Raw genomic sequence first — 25,369 nt, forward strand, 5'->3', positions numbered from 1 at the left:
TTTATTAATAGAATGAACGAATTAGTCAGCCCCCCCTTTCGCAACGACGCTCCCTAGGCGCGAGTGTCTGGCAGTATTGCGCTTGTTCCTGTCGCGCATGCAAAGAAAAATCGTTTCTGTTACAATAGCCCCCAGCTTAACAAACATTCATCCTCTAATGAATTTTTGCCAATTGGGTCTTGCCGTCATCGAAACCGAGGCGAAAGCCGTTTTTGACTTGACACAACGCATCGACGAACGCTTTGAAAAAGCCTGCGAAATCTTGCTGGCCTGCAAAGGCCGTGTGGTTGTCACCGGTATGGGAAAATCCGGTCATATTGCCAATAAAATTGCGGCTACCCTGGCCAGCACCGGCACGCCTGCCTTTTTCATGCACCCCGGCGAAGCCTGTCATGGCGATTTGGGTATGATTACCCGGCAGGATGTGGTCTTGGCCATTTCCAATTCCGGCAATACCAGTGAAATCGTGGTTCTCCTGCCTCTCTTGAAACGGTTAGAGATCCCCTTGATTGCCCTAACCGGCAACACCCAGTCGACACTGGCTAAAACCGCCGATGTGAATCTGGACATCAGCATTGAACAGGAAGCCTGCCCACTTGGCCTTGCGCCGACCACCAGTACCACCGTGTCGCTGGTCATGGGAGATGCCTTAGCCATTGCGCTGCTGCAGGCGAAAGGCTTTAGCGCTGAAGATTTTGCCCTTTCCCACCCCGGCGGTGCATTGGGGCGGCGCCTGTTGCTTAAAATTGATGAACTCTGCCACCGCGGCGAGGAATTGCCGCTGGTCAACGAACGCGCCACCATCAGCGAAGCGCTGATTGAAGTCACCGCAAAAAAACTGGGAATGACCTGTGTGGTGGATAGCCATGGCCGTTTAACCGGTGTTTATACTGACGGGGACATTCGACGCACCCTCACCAGGCATTTTGACATCAATACCACGCCGCTGACGGAGGTCATGAGCCGGCAGTGCAAAACCATCAAGGCAGGGACACTGGCAGCCGAGGCCCTGGCCATTATGCAAAAATACACCATCACCTCCCTGGTGGTTATTGATGAGGAACAAAAACCCACTGCCGTTATCCATCTTCATGACCTGCTGCGCGCGGGTGTTTTTTAAGGGAAAACATGAACAACCTGATTGAAAAAGCAAAAAAAATTCGATGCCTCATCTGTGATGTCGATGGGGTTTTAACCGACGGTCTGCTGTACCTTGATAACCATGGCAATGAATTAAAGGCCTTTCATGTCCAGGACGGCATGGGACTCAAACTGTTAATGGCCGCGGGCATTGAAGTCGCCGTCATTACCACGGCCCGCAATGCCGTGATTGATCATCGCATGCAGCAATTAGGCATTACGCACTACTTTAAAGGCCAGGTCGACAAGCGCAGCGCTTTTGAGCAGCTGCGGGAGCGTCTGGGCTTTGCTCTGGATGAAATCGCCTACATCGGCGATGATCTGCCTGATTTACCGATTATTCAACGCGTCGGCTTGGGCATTGCTGTGGGCAATGCGGTCAGGCAGGTCAAGGAATTTGCCGCCTGGGTAACCGATCAGCATGGTGGCCGTGGCGCGGTGCGGGAAGTCTGCGATTTGTTACTCAGCGCCCAGCAGAAACAGGATGCCGCTTTAGCGGGGTATTTCGCCTCATGAACGCGGCCAAGCAGGCAGTCTGGCTCTTTTGCGCCCTGGTGACGTTGGCCTTCTCAGGCTATTATTTTGCCAGTTCCTCTAATTCAGCCATTCGTCTGGATAAACGCACCCTGTCCATTACTGCGGATACTGTTATTACAGGTCTCACCGTCAGCCAGTTTGATGAGAAGGGTAAGCTCGCCAATTACATCGAGACGCCGGAATTGCGACACATTCCCAAGCAGGATACCCATTTGCTGAAGTTGCCCCGTATCATTATTGCGCAGGATGATCAACCCGACTGGGAAATCCGTGCCAATTCGGCCCGGGCAATTCACCGTGGTGAAGAAATTACCTTCTTAAAGCAGGTGGTCGTCCACCAGGGAGGCGATGCGCATACCGAAGAAAGTACCCTTAAAACGGACGAATTAACCTATTTCCCCCAACAGAAACTTGCAACCTCTGCCCTTGATGTCATTTTTGAACGCCCGGGAAGCATTGTCCATTCGCAGGGCATGAAAGCTTACCTTGAGCAAAAACATGTTCAACTATTGAGCGGAGCGCGCGCTACTTATGAGCCTCGTGATGCGTAAATTAATTTCATTCCTTGCCTTTGGTGTCTCCCTGCTGGCCTGGCAAACGCTGTCGGCGATGCCGGATGATCGCGAAAAAGTCATGGAACTGTCGGCTGATGCTGCCGATTTAAGTCAGCAAACCCACCGCGGCGTCTACGAGGGCCACGTGGAACTCGATCAGGGAACTACCCATCTGCGTGCCGCCCGTGCTGTCACCGAAGGAAATCAGCAAAACAAACTGGTGGTTGCCATTGCCGAAGGCGACAACGACAATCAGGCCCATTATTGGACACAAACGGCTTTGGACAAACCCCTGCTGCATGCTTATGCCGACACCATCCGCTATTATCCAGACAAGCATCTGATTGAACTGATAGGCAATGCCCGGGTGGAACAGGGCGACAATTCCTTCTCGGCGCCAAAAATCAGTTATGATACCGTAAAGCAGCATGTGTTATCGCAAAGCGACGGTAAATCGCGTACCTTAATTGTCATTCATCCTGAGAAAAAGGATGTCAAAAAAGTTGAGAAGACGGCATGACTTCTCTTCGCGCTGAGCATTTAAAAAAATCATTTAAAACCCGCACCGTGGTCAATGGAGTGAGCCTGTCGATTAATCGCGGCGAATGCGTGGGTCTCTTAGGCCCCAATGGCGCGGGTAAAACCACCTGCTTCTACATGATTGTCGGGTTGCAGTCCTGTGATGAAGGCCGGATTATTCTTGATGATCAGGATGTTACCCGGGCGCCCATGCACCAGCGAGCTCGCATGGGCATTGGTTACCTTCCCCAGGAAGCCTCCGTGTTTCGCAAAATGACGGTAAATGACAACATTTATTGCATTCTGCAATTGCGCACCGATCTGGATGAGCCGGCACGTCAGGAAAAACTCAACCAGCTTTTAGATGAATTCCACATCACCCATTTGCGAAAAAACCTGGGGATGAGTCTATCAGGCGGTGAACGCCGCCGCGTGGAAATCGCGCGCGCTTTAGCGATTGAGCCCCGGTTCATTCTGCTTGATGAACCCTTTGCAGGCGTTGATCCCATCTCTGTCCTGGACATTAAAAAAATCATTTCACACCTTTGCGATAAAAACATCGGCGTTTTAATTACTGATCACAATGTGCGTGAAACCTTGGACATCTGCGGCCGAGCCTACATCGTCAGCCAGGGCCAATTGCTGTGTGAAGGGACGCCAGACGCCATTCTCGCCAATCAACAAGTTCGCGCAGTTTATCTGGGCGATGAATTTACGTTGTGATCATGCTGTTAATTATTGATAACTATGATTCGTTTACCTACAACCTGGTTCATTATTTTCAATCCCTTGGCGCTGAGGTTCATGTGGCAGCCCATGACAGAATTGACTTAAGCGAGATAGCGCAGCTTGCTCCCAGCCATCTGGTCATTTCACCGGGACCTAAAAGCCCAGCGGAGGCAGGCATTTCGGTGGCGGCCATTCAGCACTTTTATCAGCAGATACCCATTTTGGGCATTTGCCTCGGGCATCAATGCCTGGCCTATGCTTTCGGCGGTCAAATCCATCGGGCTGCCGAAATTGTCCACGGCAAGACGTCTCCCATTGTGCATCATAAGCACGGACTGTTTAAGGGATTACCCAATCCCTTTCAAGCCACCCGTTACCATTCCCTTGCTGTCGATTGCGCGACCCTGCCCGCGTGTTTTGCCATTGATGCCTGGGCCGAGGACACCATTATGGCAATCTCCCATCGTCAATACCCGTTATTTGGTCTACAATTCCACCCGGAAGCGATTTTAAGCGAACACGGGTTAACTTTATTGAGTCATTTTCTTAATCATGAATACCAATAAACTCTTTGAGCAGCTCATTGAAGGCCAGCACTTAACCGCTGAAGCGATGCAGGCCATCATGAAAGCCTGCATGCAGGGCGAGCTTCAGGACGGGCAGATTGCCGCCTTCCTCGCCTTGATGCGCATGAAAGGCGAAACCGTTGAGGAATTGACCACCGCGGCGCAGGTGATGATGGATTTTGCGCATTGCATCGATTTAGGCGAAGGGCTGATTGACATCGTCGGGACGGGCGGAGACGGCAAAAACACCTTTAATGTCTCCACCTTAAGCAGCATTGTGGCCGCGGCTTCCGGCGCTAAAGTGGCCAAACACGGCAACCGCTCCGTCTCCAGTTCAAGCGGCAGTTCCGATCTCCTGATGCAGGCCGGCTTCAAGCTGACTTTGACCGATGAGGAATTAAAAACCTGCATGCAAAAGCAAGGGGTTTGTTTCCTTTTCGCGCCTTATTTCCACAAAGCCCTGCAAAATGTCCGCAATGCAAGGCAGCAATTGGGTATTCGAAGCTTCTTTAATCTCTTGGGCCCGCTGGTGAATCCTGCCCGGGTTAAACGACAAGTCGTGGGCGTGTATGCCGAACGCCTGCTTCGACCCATCGCAGAGGTACTGGCCAATTTGGGCAGTGAACGCGCACTGGTGATTCATGCCCGGGATGGACTGGATGAATTGAGCATTAATGCCGTGTCCGACGTGGTTGAATACGCCAACGGTGAATTTAAACACTGGACGCTTGATCCTGCCGATTATGGTTTATACCACCCCTCGCTGCAGGGAATTTTAGTCAACTCGCCGGCAGAAAGCCTGCAGTTGATTGAACAGGTCCTCGCCGGCAAAAAGGGTCCGGCACGCGACATTACCCTTTTAAACACTGCCGCAGCCCTCTATTGCACTGATCTCGCTGCGGGCATCCATGAAGGCATTTCCTTAGCGGCAAAGGCCATTGATTCAGGTATTGCCAAAGCGCATTTTTATCAACTCAGGGATTTAACCCAGCAATCCGGTCTTAACACATGAACAGCATTTTAACCAAAATAGCCAAACAAAAGCGTCAGGATGTGGCATTGGCCAAAAAACAACGCCCCTTACCCAGTCTGCAAACCACCGACCTGCCGCCGCTGCGTGATTTTGTGCAAGCGCTTAAGGCAAACAACCCGGCCATCATTGCCGAAATCAAAAAAGCGTCCCCCAGCAAGGGCTTAATCCGAGCGGATTTTGATGTAGCCGTCATTGCGCAAATTTACGAAGCGCATGGCGCAGCCTGCCTTTCAGTGCTAACGGACAAACCCTTCTTTCAGGGGGACGCGGTCAATCTGCACATTGCACGTACTCATTCGTCCCTGCCCGTGTTGCGCAAGGATTTCATCATCGACAGTTATCAGATTTTTGAAAGCCGAGCGATGGGTGCGGATTGCATTTTATTGATAGTGGCCCTGCTTGATGACAGTCAATTGCGTGATTATTGTCAAATCGCACAGGAATTGGGCATGGCCGTGCTGGTGGAAAGCCATACCCGCGAAGAGCTGGAGCGCGCCCTGCCATTGCCCACGCCCTTAATGGGCATCAATAACCGCAGCCTGCATACCTTCAAAACCGACATCCATACCAGTGTTGATTTAAAAGACCTCCTGCCGTCAGACAAATGCCTGATTACCGAGAGCGGCATTAACAGCCGTGCTGACATTGAGCTCATGCAGCGCCATGGCATTAACACCTTTTTAATTGGCGAGAGCCTGATGCGCATGCCAGACATTGGCGCCAAGCTGGACGAATTAATGGGGAAGAACGGTTAATTGTGACGCCAGGTATTTTTCAAAAAAATCCTGCGCCGGGATGGGTCTGCTGTAATAATACCCCTGATGAATAAAGCAACCCATCTGGCAGAGCAAGTCGCCCTGCGGCTTTTCTTCAATTCCCTCCGCAATCAGTTTTAAGCCCAGGCTTTGCGCCAGGGTGATGATGGCTCGCACAATGCTGTAATTTTTCTGATTGGTGAGCAAATCGGCAATGAAGATTTGATCAATCTTCATGGCATCAATGGGCATTTTTTTAAGGTAACTCATGGACGAGTACCCGGTACCGAAATCATCGAGCGCCAATTTAAATCCCGCCGCCTTCAACTCATTCATGATGGCAATGGATTGATGGAAATTATCAATCAAGGTACTTTCAGTGATTTCCAGTTCAATTTGAGCAGGAGCCAACCCGGACTCCTTGACACAGCGCACAAGTAAATCGCACAGGTTATCCTGAGTAAACTGTCTGGCAGCCAGGTTAACGCCGATGGGAGGGACGACAATGCCCTGTTTCTGCCATTGTTTAATCTGCTGGCAGGCGGCCCGCATGACCCACTCGCCAATGACATTGATGCTATTTGTCTCCTCTGCCAATGCGATAAACACCCGGGGAGTCAACACGCCGCGCGTGGGGTGAAGCCAGCGCAGCAGCACTTCGGCACTGACCAGTTTACCGCTCGCGGCATCGACCTGGGGTTGAAAATAGAGGACGAACTGATTTTCTTTTAGGGCCAGATTTAAATCCTGGAGGATTTGATTGCGCTCAACCACCTGCTTTTCAAGCTCATCGCTGAAGAAAACATAACGGTGTTTGCCGCCTTTCTTCGCCTGATACATGGACATGTCGGCGCATTTTAACAAATCATCCCCGGTATTCTGCGTGGAGCGGATAACAATACCAATGCTTGCAGACCCAATAAACTCCTCCTCCCCTATTCTGAACGGTTTGTCCAGAGCCTCTAGCAGGTCTTCAGCCAGTTCAGTCGCTGTCCTTCTTGCCTGCTGAGGGGTCGGTAAATCCCCCACCAGCACCGTGAATTCATCGCCGCCCAAACGGCTCAACAGCCCCCTGTTCTGAATGCAGTTGGCCATGGTTTTTGCCACATGACTTAAAAACAGATCGCCCACACCATGCCCCAGCGAGTCATTGATGTCTTTAAAATTATCCAGATCAATAAACATCAACAGACAATAAACGCCTTCTTTCTCACTGCGCTTCAGCACCTCACTTAATTGCTGGCGCAGCACCAGACGATTGGGTAATTGCGTCAAATCATCATAATGAGCCTGATGATACAATTTTTCCTGCCATTCGTTCTGGGTAAACGCCACGGACAGGCGATGAAAAATATCGTGCAGAGGTTGCGTATCACAGCCATCTCGTCTTTTTTTATTACTAAAACCGAGGCAGACGATCGAGGCCGGTTGATCATTATGAATGATGGGAAAAAGAATGAAATGCGCTTGTTCCTCTTTAAACCAGGAAAGGAAGGAAGGCGCATCGTCCTCAGGCAGGCTTAAGGTCAGTTCCGGTGAGTGGCTGTAACGCGCCAGTTCATCCGAGGTAGTGGGTACAAGTTCCTGCGGAGCGGATACTGCGGTCTTGCTGTCGAAAAAAATCCGCAGCGATTTCCTGTTTTTACCTTTCACAAGTCCAATTAATAACCAATCATACCCTACCAACTCGTTTAAACGGCTGTGCAGAATATCAACCACACGCCGCACACTCGCTTTGTCCACGATCGCCTGATCCAGCGCTGACATAATTGACATGGCTTTAAACTGCTGGTTTAACTGGCTGGACATCGAATTAAACGCCTCACCCAGCTCTTCAAATTCATCATTGCTTTTCATCACCGGCGTGGGAGCAAAATCCTGCCTGGACAGACGGCGAGTTGCATCCGTCAATTGCTCAAGCGGGATAAGGTAGCGTCTAATTTGCGACTGACTTAAAAACATGGTCAAAAGCAAAGCTAAAAGGGTGGTCGGCAGAAAAATTTCAAAAAATTTCGCCTGCGCGATGAAACTTAATTTGGGTTGCGCAAGGACAATAGCCCAGGTTTTACCCTGCAGGCGGTAATCGAGAAAAAGGCTCCAGTAGGCCACGTAATAGGGTTGATTATTCAGTTCTTGCGACAAGGTGCGTGTGTGCGTTTTTTTAACCACCTGGTAGTTAACCGGCAAAGGCTCTTCGCTGTTGCTGAAAACCACCTGCCCCTCGCCATCCACAATCCATAACAAGGCGTTGTCGTTGTTTAACGAGAGACTCCATAGTTGACGCTCATCCGCCTGGGCTAATAAAACAGACGTGGCATTGGGCCGACAGACAAAGTAAAGACCCTTCGCAGGCCCAGTTGTGGAAAAATAAAACAATTGGCAATCACCGGGATTTAGGTTAACCGCTGGAAAAGGAATGAGCACCGGTTTTTCGGTGAGATGGATGACATTATCAGGGGTTTTTATGGAAACAGCGATAAAGCCCGGTACCGCTTTCATCAGTTTATTCCTGGCGGTGACAATCGCCTCTTCGCTGAGGTTGCCAAGGCTTTTCCCCAAGGAATCGACCTGATCGCCAAGCTCAAAGAGGGTGCCGGCCAACTCCATGCCAAGGCTTTTGACTTCCTTTCGTGCAGCCATTTCTTCATTGGCTTTAACCTGCTGGTTAAATTGGGTAATCTGAAAAATGGCTAAAATGACGATGGGGATTAAAGCAGAAATAACGAATAAAAAGAATATCCGTCTCGCGACCCTGCTCTGAAAGAAATGCCATTCCGTCTGCATAGACTAATCCTTGCTTAATAATCAGCGGCAGGACCAATGTAGGCTCCGTTGTTCGCCCGCACCACATCATCCTGACTGGCTTTAGCCGTCAAGGGAGAGACCGAAGCGCCATCCTCACCGCTACTGTATAAATCATAGTCCGAATTAATCGGAACAAGATTTTTATCTTTTCTGGCCATCCCTTTTGCTGCAGGACCGCCGTTTAAAATGTTCAAATAACGATAAGGGTTTCCCCAGGGGTCTCTCATGCTGATGCCAAGCGTGGCAAGATCAGGGGGGTATTGGTTGTTTTCACCGTAGTATTTTTCGATCGCCATTTCAACCGTTTTGATGTCGGCTGTGGCTGTAGTCATGTTGACCCGCGTCACATAACGGAAGTAACCCGGAATAAAGATAACAGAAAGAACACCGACAATGCCGGCAGCCAGCATCAGCTCAAACAGTGTATAGCCTTTTTCTTTTTTTAATTTCGGCCAGCCACATGATCGACCTCGTAGTAAACCGGGTTTTGTTTTTAGCATCCCATACCTTATTTAATGCTATTACTTTAAACCGTTTTTATGATTATTTTCTCCTCAACAAGTTTAATAATAGCACATTACTGGCCCTCTGACGGCTTCACCACCCCTATGACAAAAGAACAAACGAGATGAAAATTAATTTGTTTTACTGTGCTAAATTTAGCATAATGGCTGATTTTCGATCTCAAGGGTCTTATGTCAACAAAATTGATTAATATCAAGGTCTTGGAAGAACTGGTTCATCAGGCGGAATTGAATCAGGAAGGAAAAACAGCGGATTACATTCCCGAGCTTGCCAATGTGAACCAGGATTTGACAGCGATTGCCGTGCATCCGCTGGGAGAAAGCCCGCTGTCTTACAGCAATCAACCGTTGCACCCGGTGACCCTGCAAAGTACGGGCAAAATGGTGCCTTTAATCGGTCTTCTGGAAGAGTTTGGTTTTGAACAAGTGTTTGAATGGGTGAAAGTCGAACCCTCAGGCGATGATTTCGCTTCCATTACCCGCCTTGAGCAATTTGGCCCAAAACCTTCAAACCCTATGCTCAATGCCGGCGCCATTACCTTGTGTTCGCGTATTCCTGGTACGGGCGAACAACAGTTTGCCTGGCTTGAACACTGGATACAAAAACTCTTTAATCAACGATTAACCATGAACGCTTTGGTCTTTGCCTCGGAAAAACGCACCGGCAATCGCAATCGCTCACTGGCGTATCTCTTAAAAAGCCGCAACAATCTAGGGACTGACGTGATTGAAACCCTCGATTTGTATTTCGCCTTGTGTTCTTATGAAGCGATGCTTGAACAAATGCTGTTTTTACCCACGGTACTGGCTAATGGGGGCCGAAATCCAGAAACAGGCGAGCAAATCATTTCCCTGGAAACCTGTAAAATCACCTTAGCCATTATGGCAACCTGCGGCCTTTACGATGAAACCGGCACACACATGGTCCGCACCGGCATGCCGGCGAAAAGCGGCGTTTCCGGTTACACCATTGCTACCGTGCCTGGAAAAGCGGGCATTGCCGTTTTAAGTCCCCGCGTCAATCCAAAAGGCAACAGCATTCGTGGGGAAATCATGCTGGAAGGCTTGTCCAAAGCCATGAACTGGCATTTTGCCATTCCTTAGCCTTACGCACGGTCACGCACGATTATCCCCCCTCTGTCACATTCACTTGCGGCAATTCCTGCGTTGGGCTGACAATGTGAACGTAGGCTTCCTGCGTAGCCGCTGCATTGGTGAGTTTGAATAACTGTTCCCCGGGTGCAGGTGCGGTCAGTAAATTGGAGACATCCTCAACATCCGCACTGTGCAGGTTGATGGTATCCGCCGCCGCCCCGCCATCGGCCTTGATTTGCAGCACAGAAACCTGAGTGCCATTATTCAATTCCAGATTGAGTTCACTGCCAGACGACAGCGCCAACACCGAATCGAGCGTTAAACTTAAGGTATTTTGACCTTGACCGGTCATATCCACCTTTTCCCAGCCTGAATCAAAATGGGCCGTGATTTCCTGAGCGGTTAGATTCATGCCGTTCTGGTTCAACTGCACCGTGTCTATGCCGTGATTGCCATTGACCTTGCCCAAACCATCCATGTTGTCTGGAATCAATACCACGTCATTGCCGGCACCAAAATCAAAATGGCCCTGGGCGTTAAAATCAATGAGATTGATAGGCAGCGTATCATTGATCTGCACGCCGAATTGCGTGACCGAGGTATCGACCAGTCCGGTGTCATCGGTCACTGACACCTGCACATGCCTGACTACCCCTTCGCTGGCTTCACTGGCGACTGGCGTGAAAGTTAAGGTTTTGAGCATGAGCTCATACGCGCCAACCGGGACGAGTTGGCTCGGATTTAAGGCAGTAAACACGAAGGCATAATTATTCCCCGTGCCAAAATCCTGAAATTGCAGCACGTAATTCTCGCCGCCATAGTTAATGGTGACTTGCCCCAGCCCCATGTCAAAAACAACGTCTGTGGTAGAGATGAGATTAATGGCGTCGCCGGCAATAAAATCGCTGCTGCTGACCACGGCCTTGGTTAAAAATGGACTATCCGGATCGCTGACTGACTCCACAATTGCGGCACTGCCGGTGGTCAGGTTTTGGATATTGGCTCCCAGATCGACACTGAAAATGATGTCGTTGTAATCCCTGTCACCGCCATTTTGTAAATCTTCAAAACCGACAATGAGCAAACCGCTGTAGGCCAGAAGCGCCGGATCCTGCTGATCAAAGGTCACACCGCTTAAGGCATGCCCTGCAGGAAATGACGCAGCATCGGTATTTAAGCTCTTGTCGTGACTGAAATAGACATTACCAATGAGTTCCGTATTGCCCACTTTCACCCGCCCATTGTCTATGGAAACGAGGTTGTTCAAATTGTCAATCGACGTGATGCCCTGGCTTGTCACTAAATTTTTAATGGTCACGGCATTGACATTGTTCACGCCGTTTCTATCCAGATCAGCCCCGTCTTCAATGAGGAAAAACCCAATGCCCTGTCCGGCTGGGATAGTCGGGATATTGAACGTGTCGGATTGGTTTAAGCCAAAAGCATTGACGGTATTTTCATTTAAATTCGTACCGCCAACCCCGGAAGTCACCACAGCAGAGGCATCAAGCCAGATGAGGCCCGCGGAATTGGCGATGATGTTTCCGGCAGCGTCGTAGAGGTAATACCCCACCATGTTCTGATGGCCTGCCCCTTCGGAAATGAATTTGACCTGCACCGGGGTGGGTATTTCAATGAACGTATTGGTTAAATCCACACCGTTGACCGGTACGCTGACCACCTGCCCTTCACGCCCTAAAGCCTGCAGTAATAAATACTCTGCCACTTCGGCATCACCGTAAGGCTGTTGACTCTGTTCCGTGCGGGTAAACTCAATGGTTTTGGTCAGCAGAGTAATTTCAGGCGGCTCGACATTGTCAATTTTAATGGTTAACAAGGCATTGTCCTGGTCGCCATCGGCATCCTGAATGGTATAACCTATCTGGATTTGTTCATCCTGATTCACGTTGGCGGCAATGTAGGTGTAGTCGCCTGTGGCAAAATTAAAGGTTAATTCCCCGCCCAAGGCGTCAAACACCGTCAACTCATTATTGACCACACCGGGATCATCGAAATGATAGGTGTGATTGTCGAGCGTAATGGATACAATGCGATGATCATGCGGCCCATCGCCGCCAAAGGCATCGTTTTGCAACACATTGCCGCTGACGGCATTGTTTAATTGCTGCTGCAGTGTCGCATCCAGATCAGTCGGGTCAAGCACCTGAATAATCTCATCGCCGCTGTTACCCACGGCCGCGAGAGGCTCTGGATTAAACTGTCCAATACCAACCGGAATGACGTTGATGTCGTTGCTGTCGACAAAGGTCTGCCAAGTTGCGGGCGCGCCGGCAGTGACGGGATTCGGAACACCGTCAGAGAGAAAATACACCACATGCTGGTAATCGGCGATGGGGGAGGTCACCGCAATGTCGGATTCCAGCAGGCCACGGGTGATATTCAGCGCGTCATTGTATTCCGTTCCTGATCCCGGTATGGGATCTTCACTGACTTCAAGACCACTGATAAAGTCCAGTGCCTCGTTGAGTTCACCGTTTAAAATATCAAATTTTTCAGTGGCAAATGCGCCTGAGTTAGCATTACCTGAGGCGAAGGGCACGATGGTTATAATGACTGCGCCGTTGTAATCCGCGTACTGATTTGTCAAATTAATCAAGGCTTCCCGGGCCAGGGCCAATCGGGTTGTTGGCCCCTCATCGGTGATGATGCGATCGCCCATACTGCCTGAAACATCGATGACGTAGTAAATGTTTAAATTGGCAACCGGCTCCGTGACCGGCGCGCAGTCATTGACGGCAATGGGCAAATCGTCCTGCACATTGACACCGAAACGGCCATCCAGAGACACGGTGTCGCCATCGCCGTCCACGGCGTTGATCACCGCGCCTAAGTTAATGGCCAAGGATTGGGTGTCATCATCGGTGGCGACTGGTGGAGAGGGATGATCAAGCGGTCCAAACAGAGTAAACGTGTAGCTGCCTGTCGACTGGTCTAAGGTAAAATCAAAAATAACCGCACCGCCCTGATCCTGCGCCACTATGCTTGCTGCCGTCCCATTCTGCAGAGACACATAACTGAGCGGCTCACCCTGGGAAGTTAATCCCATTGCCTCAAGCACCGCGGCAGCATCCGTTATCAACTCAAACCCGCTCGACTGATCAGCGCCAAAATCCACAAGAGTCTCCAGAGAGCCGCTTATTGTATGGGTTTGCACCGGATCAGCATTGCCATCGGGCAAGGCATCTTCATTAACCACCTGGGCAGTGTCCGTCTGCTGGGTCAGGCGAGGGCCATCGTCATCAATGGCAAAAAATCCCTGGCTGACATCCACGCTGTTTTGCGCCTGATCGCCATCGGCATCGGTAACGGTAGCCACCACAGCCAGACTACCCATGGCAGCATGAAGGGTGGACACATCATCGGGATTGTGGGTATCCGCATGCCAGACATTGATGTGCTGCGTAAACGTGACCACGCCGCTCTGACTGTCGATGGCAATGGTGAAATAAACGACATCATTGATCTTGCCTTCCACGGTATTGGCATTAAGCTGTTCCAGACGAATTTCTTCGCCCCTGCCATCCGGTTGCGACGAATCCACCGAATACAGTCCGGAGCCTGTGCCGGCAGCAGCATTGACATCCAGCGAATAATTAACCTGGCCCAAGCCATCCTCGCCTGGATGAATATCGAAAATCGGACTGTAATCCGCAGAAGCCGAGGCGGATGCTGCAAGCTGGGTTTCGTCCACATTCAATCGCGGCGCTTCCAGCACGGGATCAATGGTAATGGCAGGACCATCGTCATGGATGGAAAAAATACCGTTACCAAGGCCGATGATGTCGCTGACTGAATCGCCATCGCCATCAATGGCCGTCGCTCTGATAAATAAATCATTCACATGCTGCGTGATTAAACTGGATAGGTCATCGGCATCGGACGCATCCCCATGCCAGACGGATAATTGTTGTGTGAATGTCACAACGCCTGTGGCGGCATCAACGCTGATGGTAAAATATTCCAGTCCATTGGCCATGCCGCGAATAATCCCTTGATCATCCACCAGTTGAATCTCCATGCCTTTTCCCGTTGCTGCGGTCGGGTCAATGGTGTGCAGGCCTGAACCTGTCTGGTTGCTGTCAAGGCCCAGTGAATAAACAACACGGCCAGGATGAGCGGCGGTATTGTCCATGCCAAAATCAAAATGATTGGCAAACGCGAAAGCAAAATCGGCCGTATCCACCGCGCCCTGCGTCGGGATAAAGCTTTCATCGACAGTGAGCCTTACGATTTCCTGTTCGCCGCTGCCCACAATCCGCGGACCATCATCAAAAATGGTGACCGTGAAATCGCAACTGGCGCGGGCACCATCCCCTTCACGGGTAGCCGTCATGATGATCGGAACGGTAATAAAATCATTGGCATCATTGGGGTTGCCATGTTGTACCGGCGTAAGCTGCTTGAACTCAAGTGTAATACCCACCCCCCCAGCCGGAGGATGTACGATGATGGCCCAGGTGCCGTCTGCGGCAGTCAGGGTATTGGTTTGCGCATTCCAGATGGCTGAATGGCCATCTGCGGCATCCAGACGCACCTCACTTATCGCGCTGCTTGGCGTATTGGACTGCCAGCCTTGCACAACCGTCTGTAAGCCAGCCGTTTCATCAACGACCACCGGATTGGCATCGACTTCGAAAGGAGGCGGTAATTCACCGCCCGGCGGTAATCCAGGGACCCCCACCTCGCTTAATAAACTGTCGGCATCAAACAGGGTGACGTAATCTTCCCTGCCCTGGCTGTCAAAGCTGACGCCAATGGTGGGGTAGCCGGCAGTCACGGCGCCTAAACCGTACATGGGATCAAGAATAAAGAAATTTCCCCCTTCACCGAGAAGTTCCTGTCCCGCAGCGGTTTCTGCCAATGCCTCCAGGATAAAGGTCGGATCAATTCCCTTCGCCAATGCTTCATCAATGATATCGCCAATTAAGGATTCGGGGGTTGACGGTTTGAGCAAAGGGGAAATGCCGTCAATGTGCAGCGGCTGATTCAGCGACAAAGCGGTGGGGAAATCCTCCGTCAGCAGATGAATGTAGGCGTTACCGCTTAGAAGAACCAAGGTATCTCCGTCATGAAGCGGAGTACCCAGCCTGACCATTTCATTGTGTCCATTACCAGAATTTTTAATCAGAATGCCTTCGAGTCCCTGAACCACTCCGGATGCAGTCTGTACAGCCATGGGTGATAAACCTTAAAAAGCAGCAGTTACTTTATTACTATAGTCTATACGCAGGCCGTTTGATCATTTATTAATCATGTTCTGCTTTTTTACTGGTCATCGGATGAACTGAGCCTAAATACTGGCCTTGTCCCCAATGCAGATTCAGGCTTTTTAGCGTCAGCCATTGCTTGTCTGACTCGATTTGAGTCGCGACCACCCGGATATCCAGGGTGTTGGCCATTTCATTGAAATAATGAATAAAAAACTGCTTGTTCTGGTTTTCCTGAATATCCTGGATGAGGCTGCCATGCAATTTAAGGTAATTCAACGGCAATTGATTCAGGTAGTGCATGGGTGAAAAATGAATCCCCACCTGATCCACCCCGATTTGCACACCCAGTTTCTGCAGGTTTTTGACCAGCACCATGACCTGACTAAAATGATTAAGCACAATCAGTTCGTTGAATTCAATGTTCAATTTCTCAAGCAGATGCGGTGGAATCTGCGCTAACTGTTTCAGGTATTGCTTGCGCAGTTCCTCATCCACGACCGTGGTTTCGGTGATATTCAATGCAATGTCGTTGGTATTGAGCAGGCCTTTATTGATCACCTCCTCCAATACAAAGCGATCAATCTCGGACGCCAGTCCATTGCGAATGGCTAAGGGCATGAAATAGCCGGCACTGATTAAATCCTCGTCTAAGGCCATGCGCACAAAAATTTCCTGATGCAGCATCCTTTCGCCATTGGTGACTGCCTGTCCAAAAAGCACCAGCTGGCGGTTGCTTATCGCCTGCAACAGATCGCCTCTGGCGATATTGGCCGGGTTATGAGCCGGTAAATTGTCGCTGTAAGCCAGCCCATCCACCGCTTCTCTGGCGGTCATTAACACGCTGTCCACTTCCGAAAGCAGCGTACGCGGCGTCTGATGCAATTGGTAGGATGTCGCCGCCATCACCAGACGGCAACCGAATTCCGGTGTTAACAGTTTTTGCAGCGATTGATTGAAACTGTCGCACTGGCTGACAAAATGCGCCGCGTCATTTTCTTTGACCAGAATAGCAAAACTGCTCCCGCCGATACGGGCAATGAGGGTTGACGCGGACTCTTTCCAGAATCCCCGGCAGGCTTTAGCCACTTGTTTGACAACATTATCCCCCTGCTGATAGCCGGCATCATGATTCAATTTATCCAACCCATCGATAACCACCAGAATCACAAAGCCCGGGGCAAATTCTTCGTCGTGATTGAGCAGTGCCGAGAGCTGCTGCAGGAAATAGCGGCGGTTACCGAGACCCGTCAATGAATCCTGAAACGACTGGTGCCGCAGCGTTTCCATCTGCTGCAATTGGTCATTAAAAATTTTCTTAATGCGCGTCACCATCTGATTCATGGCGAGAGTCACCTTTTTTAATTCCTTAGTCCTGGGAATGGCGGTTTCTATCGGGAACTCTTTCTCCCCTATCGCTTCTGCCTGACGGGTTAAACGCTTTAAGGGTCTGAGCAGCCAGCGGATAAACCAGTAGACAATCAGGAGTGACAGGGCCATGAAAACGCCGTACCAGATGGATAAATCCATGGTATTTAACCACAGCGCATCCACCGCATACCCTGTATCACTGCTGACCAAGACTTCACCGACCTGATTCCAGCCATGCATGACGGTGGCGGATTGCACCGTGGACGGCCACTGTATTAATTCATGGAACCAGTCTGGCGCCAAGCGCTTGCGTTTTGGCGCATAACGGGCCACCAGCAATTCACCGCGGATGTTGCGGACTTCAATCATGGCAAAATAACCCCGATCAAACACCGCCTCAACCATGGACAGCACCGACGCCTTGTCCCGGGTGTAAAGTCCATGCGACAGGGACAGGCCGAGTGACGTGGCGGTGTCCTGCGCATTGCTGTTCATTTGCTGAATAAAGAAATTCCTTTCATTATTGAATGTGATTAAGAACGTCCCGATAAAAATAACCAGGAGTAACCCTAAAACACCCAAAGCCATTTTTTTGGTTAATGTCATGGAGCATCACCTTTTTTCATGCGTTGTATTACCTGCCGCCATTTGCTCAATTGCGAAGCATTTCCCAGCGGTTTATCCTGGCCGCGCTGCTTGGCGAGCCATAAGCCCTTGCCGTTGAAACTGTAAATAGGGATGAGATCCGGTCGTTTGGATGCCGGCAGGATGTCGGAAACGAGATTATCAAGCACCAGCGGCTCGGATTGCGGCGTTGGGTAGTAGGCCAGTACCATGTGAGCCTGATTAAGCGTCACTGATTTCACGTAGGTGATGCGCAGGGTGTTAAGGGGTAAATCAAGGGCCAACAGCGTAAAATATTTCGCGATGGAAAAATCTTCACAATCCCCGCTGCCATCGGCAATGAACTCTTCGGGAGTTTTCCAGTAATCGGTGACACCCTGATAACCGGAATCTTTTTCAAAATGAAACTGGTTAAAAAAATCATTGGTGGCCTTGAGTTTGTCCAGCGTCGTACTGTTTTGATGAGTGAGAAGCAATTTTTTCCAGGTTTTAAACCGCAAAACCGCGGCCGAGTCATGGCTTGTGTCTGGATGGTTCTCCGTTAAAGCCAGGCGAAGGCTGTCGCTGCCGGCCATAACGGCAGCAGACAGAGGCCATAAGAGGAGCAAAGCGATAGGAATAATATCCCTAAGCGTGCTGAGTATTCTTTTTAAACGTAACCAGCACTCCCTGTACATGGGCAATTTCCTTCAGCCTTTCCATCCCGTTTGCCGCGTGGCCTCGATATTCATACGGGCCGATATACACACATTCTCCCCCGTTCACAGTGCGTGAGAATGCTGTAAAGCCAAGGCCATTTAAGCGATTCACCAGAGCGACCGCATTGGCTTTATTCTTAAAGAAGCCAGCCGATACATACCAGACCATGGGCGAAGGCGGGGTTGGCACTTCGGTATTTTTCATGACGATGGCTTTGGTTAATGGCGTGGTTTCCATGTTTTTAACAGGATGCGCCAGAGCCAGCGGGCGATCCGTATCGTCTGGATAAGGTACCCCATCCATGTTTTTATCCAGCAGGATATGGGTTTGCGCGGAACTGAAGACATCATTGTTGACCACGTTTTCCGGCAAACGCATATGCAGATAAGGCAGTAATCGTCCCATGCCGTTTAAAATACGGTAACGGGAGTAAATTTCATCGTTTTGACCACGGGCGTATTGAATCTGGGCTTCATAATATTCATTCTGGGAGTCAAGCAGATCCAGCAAAGTCCGTTTACCTACTTTAAATTGTTCCTGATAAGCCCCCCGGGTTCGTTGCGAGGAAAGCACATGACGGCGCAGTGGTTTTAAGCGGTGACCGGCAGCAACCCAGGCATTCCACGACAAACGAATGGATTCGCGCAAATCCACGAGCGATCGATTTTTTACTTCATAAGCTTCCTGAACCTGATAGGCGGTCAACTTCACGTTGGCCACATCCGAGCCGCCACGGAACACATTGTAATTCATACGCACCATGGCGAGTTTATCATCATTAGGCCCAATCAATCCGTCAAGATTTCGGTTTTTGGAGGCGCTAAGCACCAGATCGAAGTGGGGGACGTAAGCGGCTCTTGCCACCTGGTATTGTGATTTGGCTTCTTTAATGTCGGCATAGGTTGATTTGACCGTGGGATGATGATCAAGCCCTTTTTCAATTGCCTGAGTCAATGTCCTCGGTAATTCACTGTTTTTAGGGATTCGCGGCCACTGCAGGTTCATGGGCCAGCTGCCCACCACTTTGGCGAAGTTAATTCTCACTTCCCGGAGGTTGGCTTCGGCACTGATTAAATTGGCTTCAGCCAAAGCCAGGCGTGCAACCGCCTGATCCACTTCCGCTTCACGGGTAAGGCCGGCTTCCTTGCGATCACTTATCAGTCTGAAAACTGAACGGTGAGTGCGAAGATTGGTTTTAGCATAGGCGTAAAGCTTTTCATGCAGCAGAACGAGGAGGTAGCGGTTCACGACATCCAGCGCCAAATCCTCGGCGATGCCCTGGGTTTTTAATTTCTGTGCCTCATAGAGGTGTTCATTACGCTTAAGCTCATTGACAATGCCGCCGCCTGCATACAGACTTTGGCGTAACTCCACTAAGGACTCCTGCCGGGTCAGCGTACGTCTGCCCGGGCCGTCAATGGCCGTTGTCGTCGGGTTTAAGCTTTGTTCACGTCCATAACCCGCTGTCACATCGACACTGGGGTAATAAGCGCCCCTTGCCTTATCAATACCCTGACGCGCCGACAAGCCTTTGGCAGTATTAAAAAGAACATCGGGATTTGAAATCATGCTGTGCTGCACCGCTTCGGCGAGCGTCTGTGCGTTGGCTGGAAGAGCAGTAACCAGTGCAAGGAGTGCTATGGTGTACTTATTGAACATCCTATAATCCCTGGAATAATGATTTTCTTACAGTAAAACAAAGATTAAATAACATCAACCATTTTTCTATTTTCTCACTTTTTGGTAAGCTGTTTTGCAATAAATTCATCACGTTTGAGTCTAATCTTGTCAACTATAACCGTCAGCCAGCTTAATCGCCAAATCCGTTCCTGGCTTGAGTCTGACATCGGCGAGGTGTCGGTGGTGGGCGAGCTGTCGAACCTCAGCAAACCCGCGTCCGGGCATTACTACTTTACCCTGAAAGATGCCGCGGCCCAATTACGGTGCGTCTTCTTTCGCAATCACCACACGCCCGATGCCCGCCAGTTCCGCGACGGCCAGCAGGTCATTGCCCGGGGCAAACTAAGCCTGTATGAAGCCCGCGGCGACTATCAGCTTATCGTTCAGGAATTGACGGATCATGGGTTAGGCGAACTCTACCGGCAATTTGAGTTGCTGAAAACCCGATTACAGCAGCAGGGCCTGTTTGATCCGGCCCGTAAAAAAGCCATTCCAGCCTTTCCGCAAACCATTGCCGTTGTAACCTCAGCCAGCGGCGCGGCCCTGCATGACATTCTCGCGACATTAGCGAGGCGCTACCCCATTGCCCGGGTGCTGGTGTACTGCTGCGAGGTGCAGGGAAAAGGCGCTGCCGCCCAGTTGATTAATGCCGTAAAAAAAGCCAATGCCGATGGTCAAAGCCAGGTGATGATCCTGGCACGCGGAGGCGGCAGCATTGAGGATTTGTGGGCGTTTAATGATGAAAAACTGGCCATTGCCATCCATGAGAGCACCATCCCCATTGTCTCAGGCATTGGCCATGAAACGGATTTTACCATTGCTGATTTTGTCGCGGACCTGCGGGCAGCCACACCCACGGCCGCGGCGGAAAGTGTCACGCCCAATCAGCAGGATCTGCTCAAATTCATTGGTCTTGCCGCAACCCGTATGGTCATGACTTTAGACAGGCTCATTCAGCATCACCAGATGCAACTCGGTCACCGCCTGGCTGCATTGAGCTCGCCTGAGCAATTGATTTACCGTTACTGGCAGACTCTGGATCACCTGCAGCAACGATTGCAACTGTATGGACAACGAAGCCTCTATGCCTTAAAAAACCGTCTTCAGGTTGCCCTTTTAACGCTTAAAGGCCAAAATCCGCAAACGGGAGTCCGTCAGGCCTTGAATGCGCGCCGCCAACTGGAACAACGTTTGTTTCAAGCAATGGCCCATCGCCTGGCCGCCATGCGGCAAACACTCTCCCTGCAAATGAGCACATTAAATGCCGTCAGCCCCTTAGCCACACTGGAGCGGGGATATGCCATTGCGACTTATCAGGGCCGGGTCGTCTTTAGCTCCGGGGATGTTTCTTCTGGCGATGAATTGACGCTCAGGCTGTCGCAGGGACACTTAATTTGCCAGGTCACTCAACGCATCGAATAAGGAGAAGGACAATGCGGTTTCTTTCCCGTATTGTGGCCATTGCCATGATCTCAGGCCGGCTGTTTGCCGAGGCAGCGTACCTGCCTGAAAACCATTCAGTCAATGGCGGGTTGACCATCATCCCCATCGACATCAACCAGCAGCCGCAAGTCTATTACCACGATAAACGAATTCCAGTATTGCCAAGCCCCAATGCCAATCAGTGGCTGCTCATTGTCGGCATCCCACTGGACACTACCAGGGCCGTGGAAAATCTCGCCATGACGCATCCCGTACACTCAACCATCCCCTTTCAGGTTAGCCAGAAATTCTATGCGACCCAACAACTGAAAATCACCGATCCCCGCAAAGTCGATCCCTACGAGGAAGACAGGGCCCGAATCACGAAGGAAGCACAGGAAATGACAGCGCTCTTTGCAGGCTTTACTGCAGCCAATCCTTTTTCACAGGGGTTTAAAGCGCCGGTTCACGGACCCGTCAGCAGTTTGTTTGGACTCAAGCGGGTTTATAACAAAAGTCCCCAGGCACCGCATTCCGGGCTTGATATTGCCGCACCGGAAAATGCCCCGATTATCGCGTCTGCCAGGGGAAAAGTCGTTGCGGTTAAAGACTATTTTTTTACTGGCAACACGGTCATCGTCGATCACGGAATGGGGGTTTATTCTCTCTATGCCCACTTAAAGGCTATTGCCGTAAAGGAAGGTCAATGGCTCAATCAGGGTGATGGCATCGGAACAGTGGGCAGCACCGGTCGTGCGACCGGCCCGCACCTTCACTGGTCGATGATTGTCAATCAGACGCTGGTTGATCCGTTGCTTTTTGTTCCCTACCGTCTGATCACGGCCGTGCCTGCGGCTCCCAAAACGGCTGCAACAGGGAGAAACCGTCTAAATGCTTGATGAACTGACGCAGAGCTTGAATCTTATCATTAGCCAGACTCAAGCGAATTTAAAAACATTAAGCGTTATTGTTGCTATTCCCTGGCTGGTTTTTGTAGTCAACGAGCTCCTGGGTAAACGCCTGCTTTTATTGGGCATTCTGCCCCGGCATCTCTCCGGTTTACCCGGTATTTTTTTCTGCCCCTTTCTACATGCCAATTTTAATCATTTGTTTTTTAACTCCATCCCGCTTTTGGTATTGAGTAATTTTATTTTAATCAATGGCTTAACTTATTTTATTCTGGTAAGCCTTCTTATCATGCTCATCAGCGGACTTTTAATCTGGTGTTTTGCCAAACCTGGTCTTCATGTCGGGGCCAGTTCGCTGATCACAGGCTACTGGGCCTTGCTGGTCAGTGATATCGTGCAGCATGGGACTTTAACCACGCTGATACTGGGCATTCTCTCAGTGTATTATTTTGCCGGTATTTTCTTTGGTATTTTCCCGAGTAAAAAAGGCGTATCCTGGGAGGGGCATTTGTTTGGACTTGTCGCAGGGCTTGCGACAGGTTTTTTTCTGCCATCGATCTTAACCATGCTGGTAGGTTAGGCCGTTATTGCATTTAAAGTTTAGGCTGCCTTTCTTCAGCAATTTCTTCGCTGGCGAAATGGTTTTTAACCACGGGACTCGCATTGTAGGTGATGTACCAGCCGCTCCCACCCGGGTCGACTTCGACATCAATGAACGTCAATTGCATTTTACTGTTGATTTCCGCCAGAATCTCTCTGGCGGCGTCTTCGTCCGCAAATAATTTCGATTTTAAAAAGGTACCATTCTCATCATTTGCCAGTTTAAAACCAGCCCCGGAGTGTTTGAGTAGATGGATGATTCGGTCTTCCACGGTGGGGGAATGCATAATTGAACTCCTGCGGAAACTCTATTAAGTATAGCGTATGCGCGCTTTATTTTTGGGCGTGTTTTACCTGCTGAGGCTGATCGTGCATGCTGGTTCCTTTTGCCACGGTGATTTGATTGCGGCCATTTTTTTTGGAGCGATAAAGCGCCTTGTCCGCCGCTTCAATGAGCTGCGCCTGACTTTCGTCATGCTCAAACATAAAGGCCACACCAAAGGACGCAGTCACTTTCAGGGCTTTGCCATTGACATTAAACGGCATGTCGCTGATGAGTTGGCGGAATCGTTCCACGCGGTCAAGCACTTCCTGCTGGCTGGCGATATCCACCAGGAGCAATAAAAATTCCTCACCGCCGTAACGGCAGGCAATGTCTGTCTGTCTGATTTGCTGCAACAGGAAGCGCGTGACTTCCACCAGCACCACATCGCCTGCATCATGGCCATAGCCATCATTGATTTTTTTGAAATGATCGAGATCCATCATGATGACCGCCAGCTGATTGGCATGTCGTTTTGCCCGTTCAATTTCCCGTGTAAAGGATTCCTCGAGGTAAGAACGATTATACAATCCCGTCAATGGATCGCGGATGGAACGAAGCCTTAAGGTATCGCGTAATTTGATATTGGCTAATGACGAGGCAATGGCTTCCGAGAAATTAATAATGAGGGATTCGTGCTCTTCCACCAGATGATGAAAATTATCCTCATTCATGCCTTCGCTGTGTTTCAATTCAAGATAAATCAAGCCGACATTGTCATTTTGTGCCTGCAACGGCACACAAAGGTAGGAGGGGATAAAGCGCGCGGTACGCAGATGCTCGCAAATGACGCTGTCGGTGCGGCTGTGAAAACGGTGCAGCTGTCCTCGGCGTAAAGCCCAACAGCCTTCCGGGGCAATCACATCCTCCTCGTGCACATGCAATTCGCCCCATTCGAGGGCAAGGTCCAGGTAATTGCGCGAAGGATGAGAAAGGTACAAACGCCCGGCTGTAAACGGCAGAATTTTTTCAGCATAAATGCGAATGGGGCTGAATGTTTCTTCAATGGAAAGGCAGGAATGCAGCGTACTGCTTAACAGGTTTAAATAGGAAATCGATCGATTATTCTGCTTGATTTCAGCCATCGAGTGGGTAAGTTGCAGATTGGTTTTCTTCATCGCCTTTTCCATTTCAAAGCGGTCCGTGACGTCGCGTGACACCAGAGCCACCCCTGAGGCTTTGCCGCTTGAATCCCGCGTCGTACTGTAAGTGATTTCATAAATCCGGGGAGTCAAGCCGCTCGCGCCAATTTTACGGATAATTTCAGCACGCGGACTGGCCAGGGCATCCTCGAGGTTTTTCAGAAAGATCTGCCCTTCCGGTGAATCCGCCAATGTGTTTTCTAAATTAAAACCGTATTCCACCGCCTTGCCAAACAAATTGCTGAAACAGTCACCAAATGCTTCGTTAAAAATGATCAGGTTAAACCGATTGTCAATGGCAGCGATGCCATCGGTCGTGGCGTCAATGATCCCTTTTAACTGATTTTCAGCCTGCTTGCGCCGCCGGTTAATCAACACGGCCTTGCTGTATTGCAGGTTAAATATGACTAAAAAAAGCCCAATGACTAAGGACGTGCTGATTAAGGTAAACAAGAGGAATTTTTTAGTGAAGGCGGAATTCTCCGTCAAAGCCTGGTTGCGCAGGTCGAGCAAAATGAACTCTTCGTTTTGAATATTAATGGCAAGACGCCTGATCTGCTTGGATAGTGAAGCCCCCTTGTCACTGGCAATTAATTGTTCCGCCGCTTCTTCGCCCTTTAACGTGTATGCTGCGAGAACCTGTCGATAGAAAATCACCCGCTCCTCCAGCAGTCCTGATAACTCATCCAGACGTTTGATTTGATGCGGGTTATCGTGAACCAGCGACTTCAATCGTTTAATCTGATTACGTGCGGTTTGAATGTTTCGTTCAAACGAAGCAAGACTATTGAGATTGGCGGTAATGATATAGCCGCGAAGATCGTTTTGCATTCAAGAATTCGGTTCCACAGCTCGCTGGCCAGGTAAGTTACTTTATGGGTATGCAGAACCGCTTTGTTGGTGTCCAGCAATTGCTGAATTTGATAATAACCGCCAAGATTGATTGCACCCTGCAGGAGCAGTACGATAATCATGAAGCAGTTTAATAGAATCCTCTTATTAATCATGCGGTTTACTTGATCCATTATCAATCCACGCCTTACTTCAGTATACACCACGGGGCATGGATATTTTCCATAAGCCCGCTATACTGGAACAGGTCAATTGCACTTTATT

General features: G+C 50.0%; 20 protein-coding genes. 12 read left to right on the plus strand and 8 right to left on the minus strand.

From position 1 onward, the window contains the following. The first annotated feature begins 157 nt into the window (after positions 1-157). The 8 genes from GH742_RS10340 to trpC are packed head-to-tail and all read left to right on the plus strand — an operon-like array spanning position 158 to position 5,833. Positions 158-1,120 carry a KpsF/GutQ family sugar-phosphate isomerase gene (locus GH742_RS10340; protein ID WP_203454887.1) on the plus strand — a complete coding sequence of 321 codons (963 nt, stop codon included), beginning with the start codon at positions 158-160 and terminating at the stop codon, positions 1,118-1,120. Positions 1,121-1,128: 8 nt separating this feature from the next. After that, positions 1,129-1,656, plus strand: a complete 528-nt coding sequence (kdsC, locus tag GH742_RS10345) for a 3-deoxy-manno-octulosonate-8-phosphatase KdsC (RefSeq protein WP_203454888.1) — start codon at positions 1,129-1,131, stop codon at positions 1,654-1,656. After that, entirely contained in the window at positions 1,653-2,228 is a 576-nt protein-coding gene (lptC, locus tag GH742_RS10350; protein WP_203454889.1) for an LPS export ABC transporter periplasmic protein LptC, read from the plus strand. Before kdsC ends, lptC begins: the two co-directional genes overlap by 4 nt. After that, complete coding sequence (gene lptA / locus GH742_RS10355; protein ID WP_203454890.1) at positions 2,221-2,751, plus strand: lipopolysaccharide transport periplasmic protein LptA; 531 nt, start codon at positions 2,221-2,223, stop codon at positions 2,749-2,751. Before lptC ends, lptA begins: the two co-directional genes overlap by 8 nt. Beyond that, positions 2,748-3,473 carry an LPS export ABC transporter ATP-binding protein gene (lptB, locus tag GH742_RS10360; RefSeq protein WP_203454891.1) on the plus strand — a complete coding sequence of 242 codons (726 nt, stop codon included), beginning with the start codon at positions 2,748-2,750 and terminating at the stop codon, positions 3,471-3,473. The genes lptA and lptB overlap by 4 nt, the downstream gene beginning before the upstream one ends. 2 nt (positions 3,474-3,475) lie before the next feature. Beyond that, complete coding sequence (locus tag GH742_RS10365) at positions 3,476-4,045, plus strand: aminodeoxychorismate/anthranilate synthase component II (RefSeq protein ID WP_203454892.1); 570 nt, start codon at positions 3,476-3,478, stop codon at positions 4,043-4,045. After that, positions 4,032-5,057, plus strand: coding sequence for an anthranilate phosphoribosyltransferase (gene trpD, locus GH742_RS10370; protein WP_203454893.1), 1,026 nt, complete (start codon positions 4,032-4,034; stop codon positions 5,055-5,057). Before GH742_RS10365 ends, trpD begins: the two co-directional genes overlap by 14 nt. Next, positions 5,054-5,833, plus strand: coding sequence for an indole-3-glycerol phosphate synthase TrpC (gene trpC / locus GH742_RS10375; RefSeq protein WP_203454894.1), 780 nt, complete (start codon positions 5,054-5,056; stop codon positions 5,831-5,833). The genes trpD and trpC overlap by 4 nt, the downstream gene beginning before the upstream one ends. Here the strand turns inward: trpC and GH742_RS10380 are convergent. Together GH742_RS10380 and GH742_RS10385 are read right to left on the minus strand one after the other, a co-directional pair. Beyond that, positions 5,813-8,617, minus strand: a complete 2,805-nt coding sequence (locus GH742_RS10380) for an EAL domain-containing protein (protein WP_203454895.1) — start codon at positions 8,615-8,617, stop codon at positions 5,813-5,815. The two genes, trpC and GH742_RS10380, sit on opposite strands and share 21 nt — an antisense overlap. 14 nt (positions 8,618-8,631) lie before the next feature. Further along, positions 8,632-9,138, minus strand: a complete 507-nt coding sequence (locus GH742_RS10385; protein ID WP_203454896.1) for a prepilin-type N-terminal cleavage/methylation domain-containing protein — start codon at positions 9,136-9,138, stop codon at positions 8,632-8,634. 195 nt (positions 9,139-9,333) lie between these two features. Here GH742_RS10385 and glsA point away from each other — a divergent pair, with 195 nt between their 5' ends. Next, complete coding sequence (glsA, locus tag GH742_RS10390) at positions 9,334-10,266, plus strand: glutaminase A (protein ID WP_203454897.1); 933 nt, start codon at positions 9,334-9,336, stop codon at positions 10,264-10,266. A 22-nt stretch (positions 10,267-10,288) separates the two neighbouring features. Here glsA and GH742_RS10395 read toward each other — a convergent pair whose 3' ends face one another. The 4 genes from GH742_RS10395 to GH742_RS10410 all read right to left on the minus strand — a co-directional run bounded on the left by GH742_RS10395 (position 10,289) and on the right by GH742_RS10410 (position 19,838). Continuing rightward, positions 10,289-15,454 (minus strand): DUF5801 repeats-in-toxin domain-containing protein, encoded by a 5,166-nt coding sequence (locus tag GH742_RS10395; RefSeq protein ID WP_203454898.1) that lies wholly within the window; start codon positions 15,452-15,454, stop codon positions 10,289-10,291. 70 nt (positions 15,455-15,524) lie between these two features. Further along, positions 15,525-17,462, minus strand: coding sequence for an EAL domain-containing protein (locus GH742_RS10400; RefSeq protein ID WP_203454899.1), 1,938 nt, complete (start codon positions 17,460-17,462; stop codon positions 15,525-15,527). Then, the gene (locus GH742_RS10405) at positions 17,459-18,157 is read right to left on the minus strand and encodes a transglutaminase-like cysteine peptidase (RefSeq protein WP_203454900.1); all 699 of its coding nucleotides are present in this window, start codon (positions 18,155-18,157) and stop codon (positions 17,459-17,461) included. Before GH742_RS10405 ends, GH742_RS10400 begins: the two co-directional genes overlap by 4 nt. Beyond that, on the minus strand, positions 18,108-19,838 hold the full coding sequence (locus GH742_RS10410; protein WP_203454901.1) for a TolC family outer membrane protein: 1,731 nt from the start codon (positions 19,836-19,838) through the stop codon (positions 18,108-18,110). The genes GH742_RS10405 and GH742_RS10410 overlap by 50 nt, the downstream gene beginning before the upstream one ends. Before the next feature lie 114 nt (positions 19,839-19,952). On the opposite strand from GH742_RS10410, the gene xseA reads away from it, so the two are divergent. The 3 genes from xseA to GH742_RS10425 are packed head-to-tail and all read left to right on the plus strand — an operon-like array spanning position 19,953 to position 22,769. Further along, a complete protein-coding gene (xseA, locus tag GH742_RS10415) occupies positions 19,953-21,281 on the plus strand; it encodes an exodeoxyribonuclease VII large subunit (RefSeq protein ID WP_203454902.1) in 1,329 nt (442 codons plus the stop codon). Positions 21,282-21,292: 11 nt separating this feature from the next. After that, positions 21,293-22,180 (plus strand): M23 family metallopeptidase, encoded by an 888-nt coding sequence (locus tag GH742_RS10420; RefSeq protein ID WP_203454903.1) that lies wholly within the window; start codon positions 21,293-21,295, stop codon positions 22,178-22,180. Next, positions 22,173-22,769, plus strand: coding sequence for a rhomboid family intramembrane serine protease (locus tag GH742_RS10425; RefSeq protein ID WP_203454904.1), 597 nt, complete (start codon positions 22,173-22,175; stop codon positions 22,767-22,769). Before GH742_RS10420 ends, GH742_RS10425 begins: the two co-directional genes overlap by 8 nt. 13 nt (positions 22,770-22,782) lie before the next feature. Here GH742_RS10425 and GH742_RS10430 read toward each other — a convergent pair whose 3' ends face one another. Beyond that, complete coding sequence (locus tag GH742_RS10430) at positions 22,783-23,076, minus strand: hypothetical protein (RefSeq protein ID WP_203454905.1); 294 nt, start codon at positions 23,074-23,076, stop codon at positions 22,783-22,785. A 46-nt stretch (positions 23,077-23,122) separates the two neighbouring features. Continuing rightward, on the minus strand, positions 23,123-25,084 hold the full coding sequence (locus tag GH742_RS10435; protein WP_203454906.1) for a diguanylate cyclase: 1,962 nt from the start codon (positions 25,082-25,084) through the stop codon (positions 23,123-23,125). Positions 25,085-25,369: the final 285 nt, after the last annotated feature.

The organism is Legionella sp. MW5194 (assembly GCF_016864235.1).
GTDB lineage: Bacteria > Pseudomonadota > Gammaproteobacteria > Legionellales > Legionellaceae > Legionella_C.

Bases quoted from the DNA above. Each gene is read 5' to 3' on its own strand.
- trpC (WP_203454894.1), top strand. From the start codon at position 5,054: ATGAACAGCATTTTAACCAAAATAGCCAAACAAAAGCGTCAGGATGTG.
- lptB (WP_203454891.1), top strand. From the start codon at position 2,748: ATGACTTCTCTTCGCGCTGAGCATTTAAAAAAATCATTTAAAACCCGC.
- GH742_RS10410 (WP_203454901.1), bottom strand. From the start codon at position 19,838: ATGTTCAATAAGTACACCATAGCACTCCTTGCACTGGTTACTGCTCTT.
- glsA (WP_203454897.1), top strand. From the start codon at position 9,334: ATGTCAACAAAATTGATTAATATCAAGGTCTTGGAAGAACTGGTTCAT.
- GH742_RS10340 (WP_203454887.1), top strand. From the start codon at position 158: ATGAATTTTTGCCAATTGGGTCTTGCCGTCATCGAAACCGAGGCGAAA.
- lptC (WP_203454889.1), top strand. From the start codon at position 1,653: ATGAACGCGGCCAAGCAGGCAGTCTGGCTCTTTTGCGCCCTGGTGACG.
- trpD (WP_203454893.1), top strand. From the start codon at position 4,032: ATGAATACCAATAAACTCTTTGAGCAGCTCATTGAAGGCCAGCACTTA.
- GH742_RS10435 (WP_203454906.1), bottom strand. From the start codon at position 25,084: ATGCAAAACGATCTTCGCGGCTATATCATTACCGCCAATCTCAATAGT.
- GH742_RS10425 (WP_203454904.1), top strand. From the start codon at position 22,173: ATGCTTGATGAACTGACGCAGAGCTTGAATCTTATCATTAGCCAGACT.
- GH742_RS10420 (WP_203454903.1), top strand. From the start codon at position 21,293: ATGCGGTTTCTTTCCCGTATTGTGGCCATTGCCATGATCTCAGGCCGG.
- GH742_RS10380 (WP_203454895.1), bottom strand. From the start codon at position 8,617: ATGCAGACGGAATGGCATTTCTTTCAGAGCAGGGTCGCGAGACGGATA.
- kdsC (WP_203454888.1), top strand. From the start codon at position 1,129: ATGAACAACCTGATTGAAAAAGCAAAAAAAATTCGATGCCTCATCTGT.
- GH742_RS10395 (WP_203454898.1), bottom strand. From the start codon at position 15,454: ATGGCTGTACAGACTGCATCCGGAGTGGTTCAGGGACTCGAAGGCATT.
- GH742_RS10400 (WP_203454899.1), bottom strand. From the start codon at position 17,462: ATGACATTAACCAAAAAAATGGCTTTGGGTGTTTTAGGGTTACTCCTG.
- GH742_RS10385 (WP_203454896.1), bottom strand. From the start codon at position 9,138: ATGCTAAAAACAAAACCCGGTTTACTACGAGGTCGATCATGTGGCTGG.
- GH742_RS10405 (WP_203454900.1), bottom strand. From the start codon at position 18,157: ATGTACAGGGAGTGCTGGTTACGTTTAAAAAGAATACTCAGCACGCTT.
- GH742_RS10430 (WP_203454905.1), bottom strand. From the start codon at position 23,076: ATGCATTCCCCCACCGTGGAAGACCGAATCATCCATCTACTCAAACAC.
- GH742_RS10365 (WP_203454892.1), top strand. From the start codon at position 3,476: ATGCTGTTAATTATTGATAACTATGATTCGTTTACCTACAACCTGGTT.
- lptA (WP_203454890.1), top strand. From the start codon at position 2,221: ATGCGTAAATTAATTTCATTCCTTGCCTTTGGTGTCTCCCTGCTGGCC.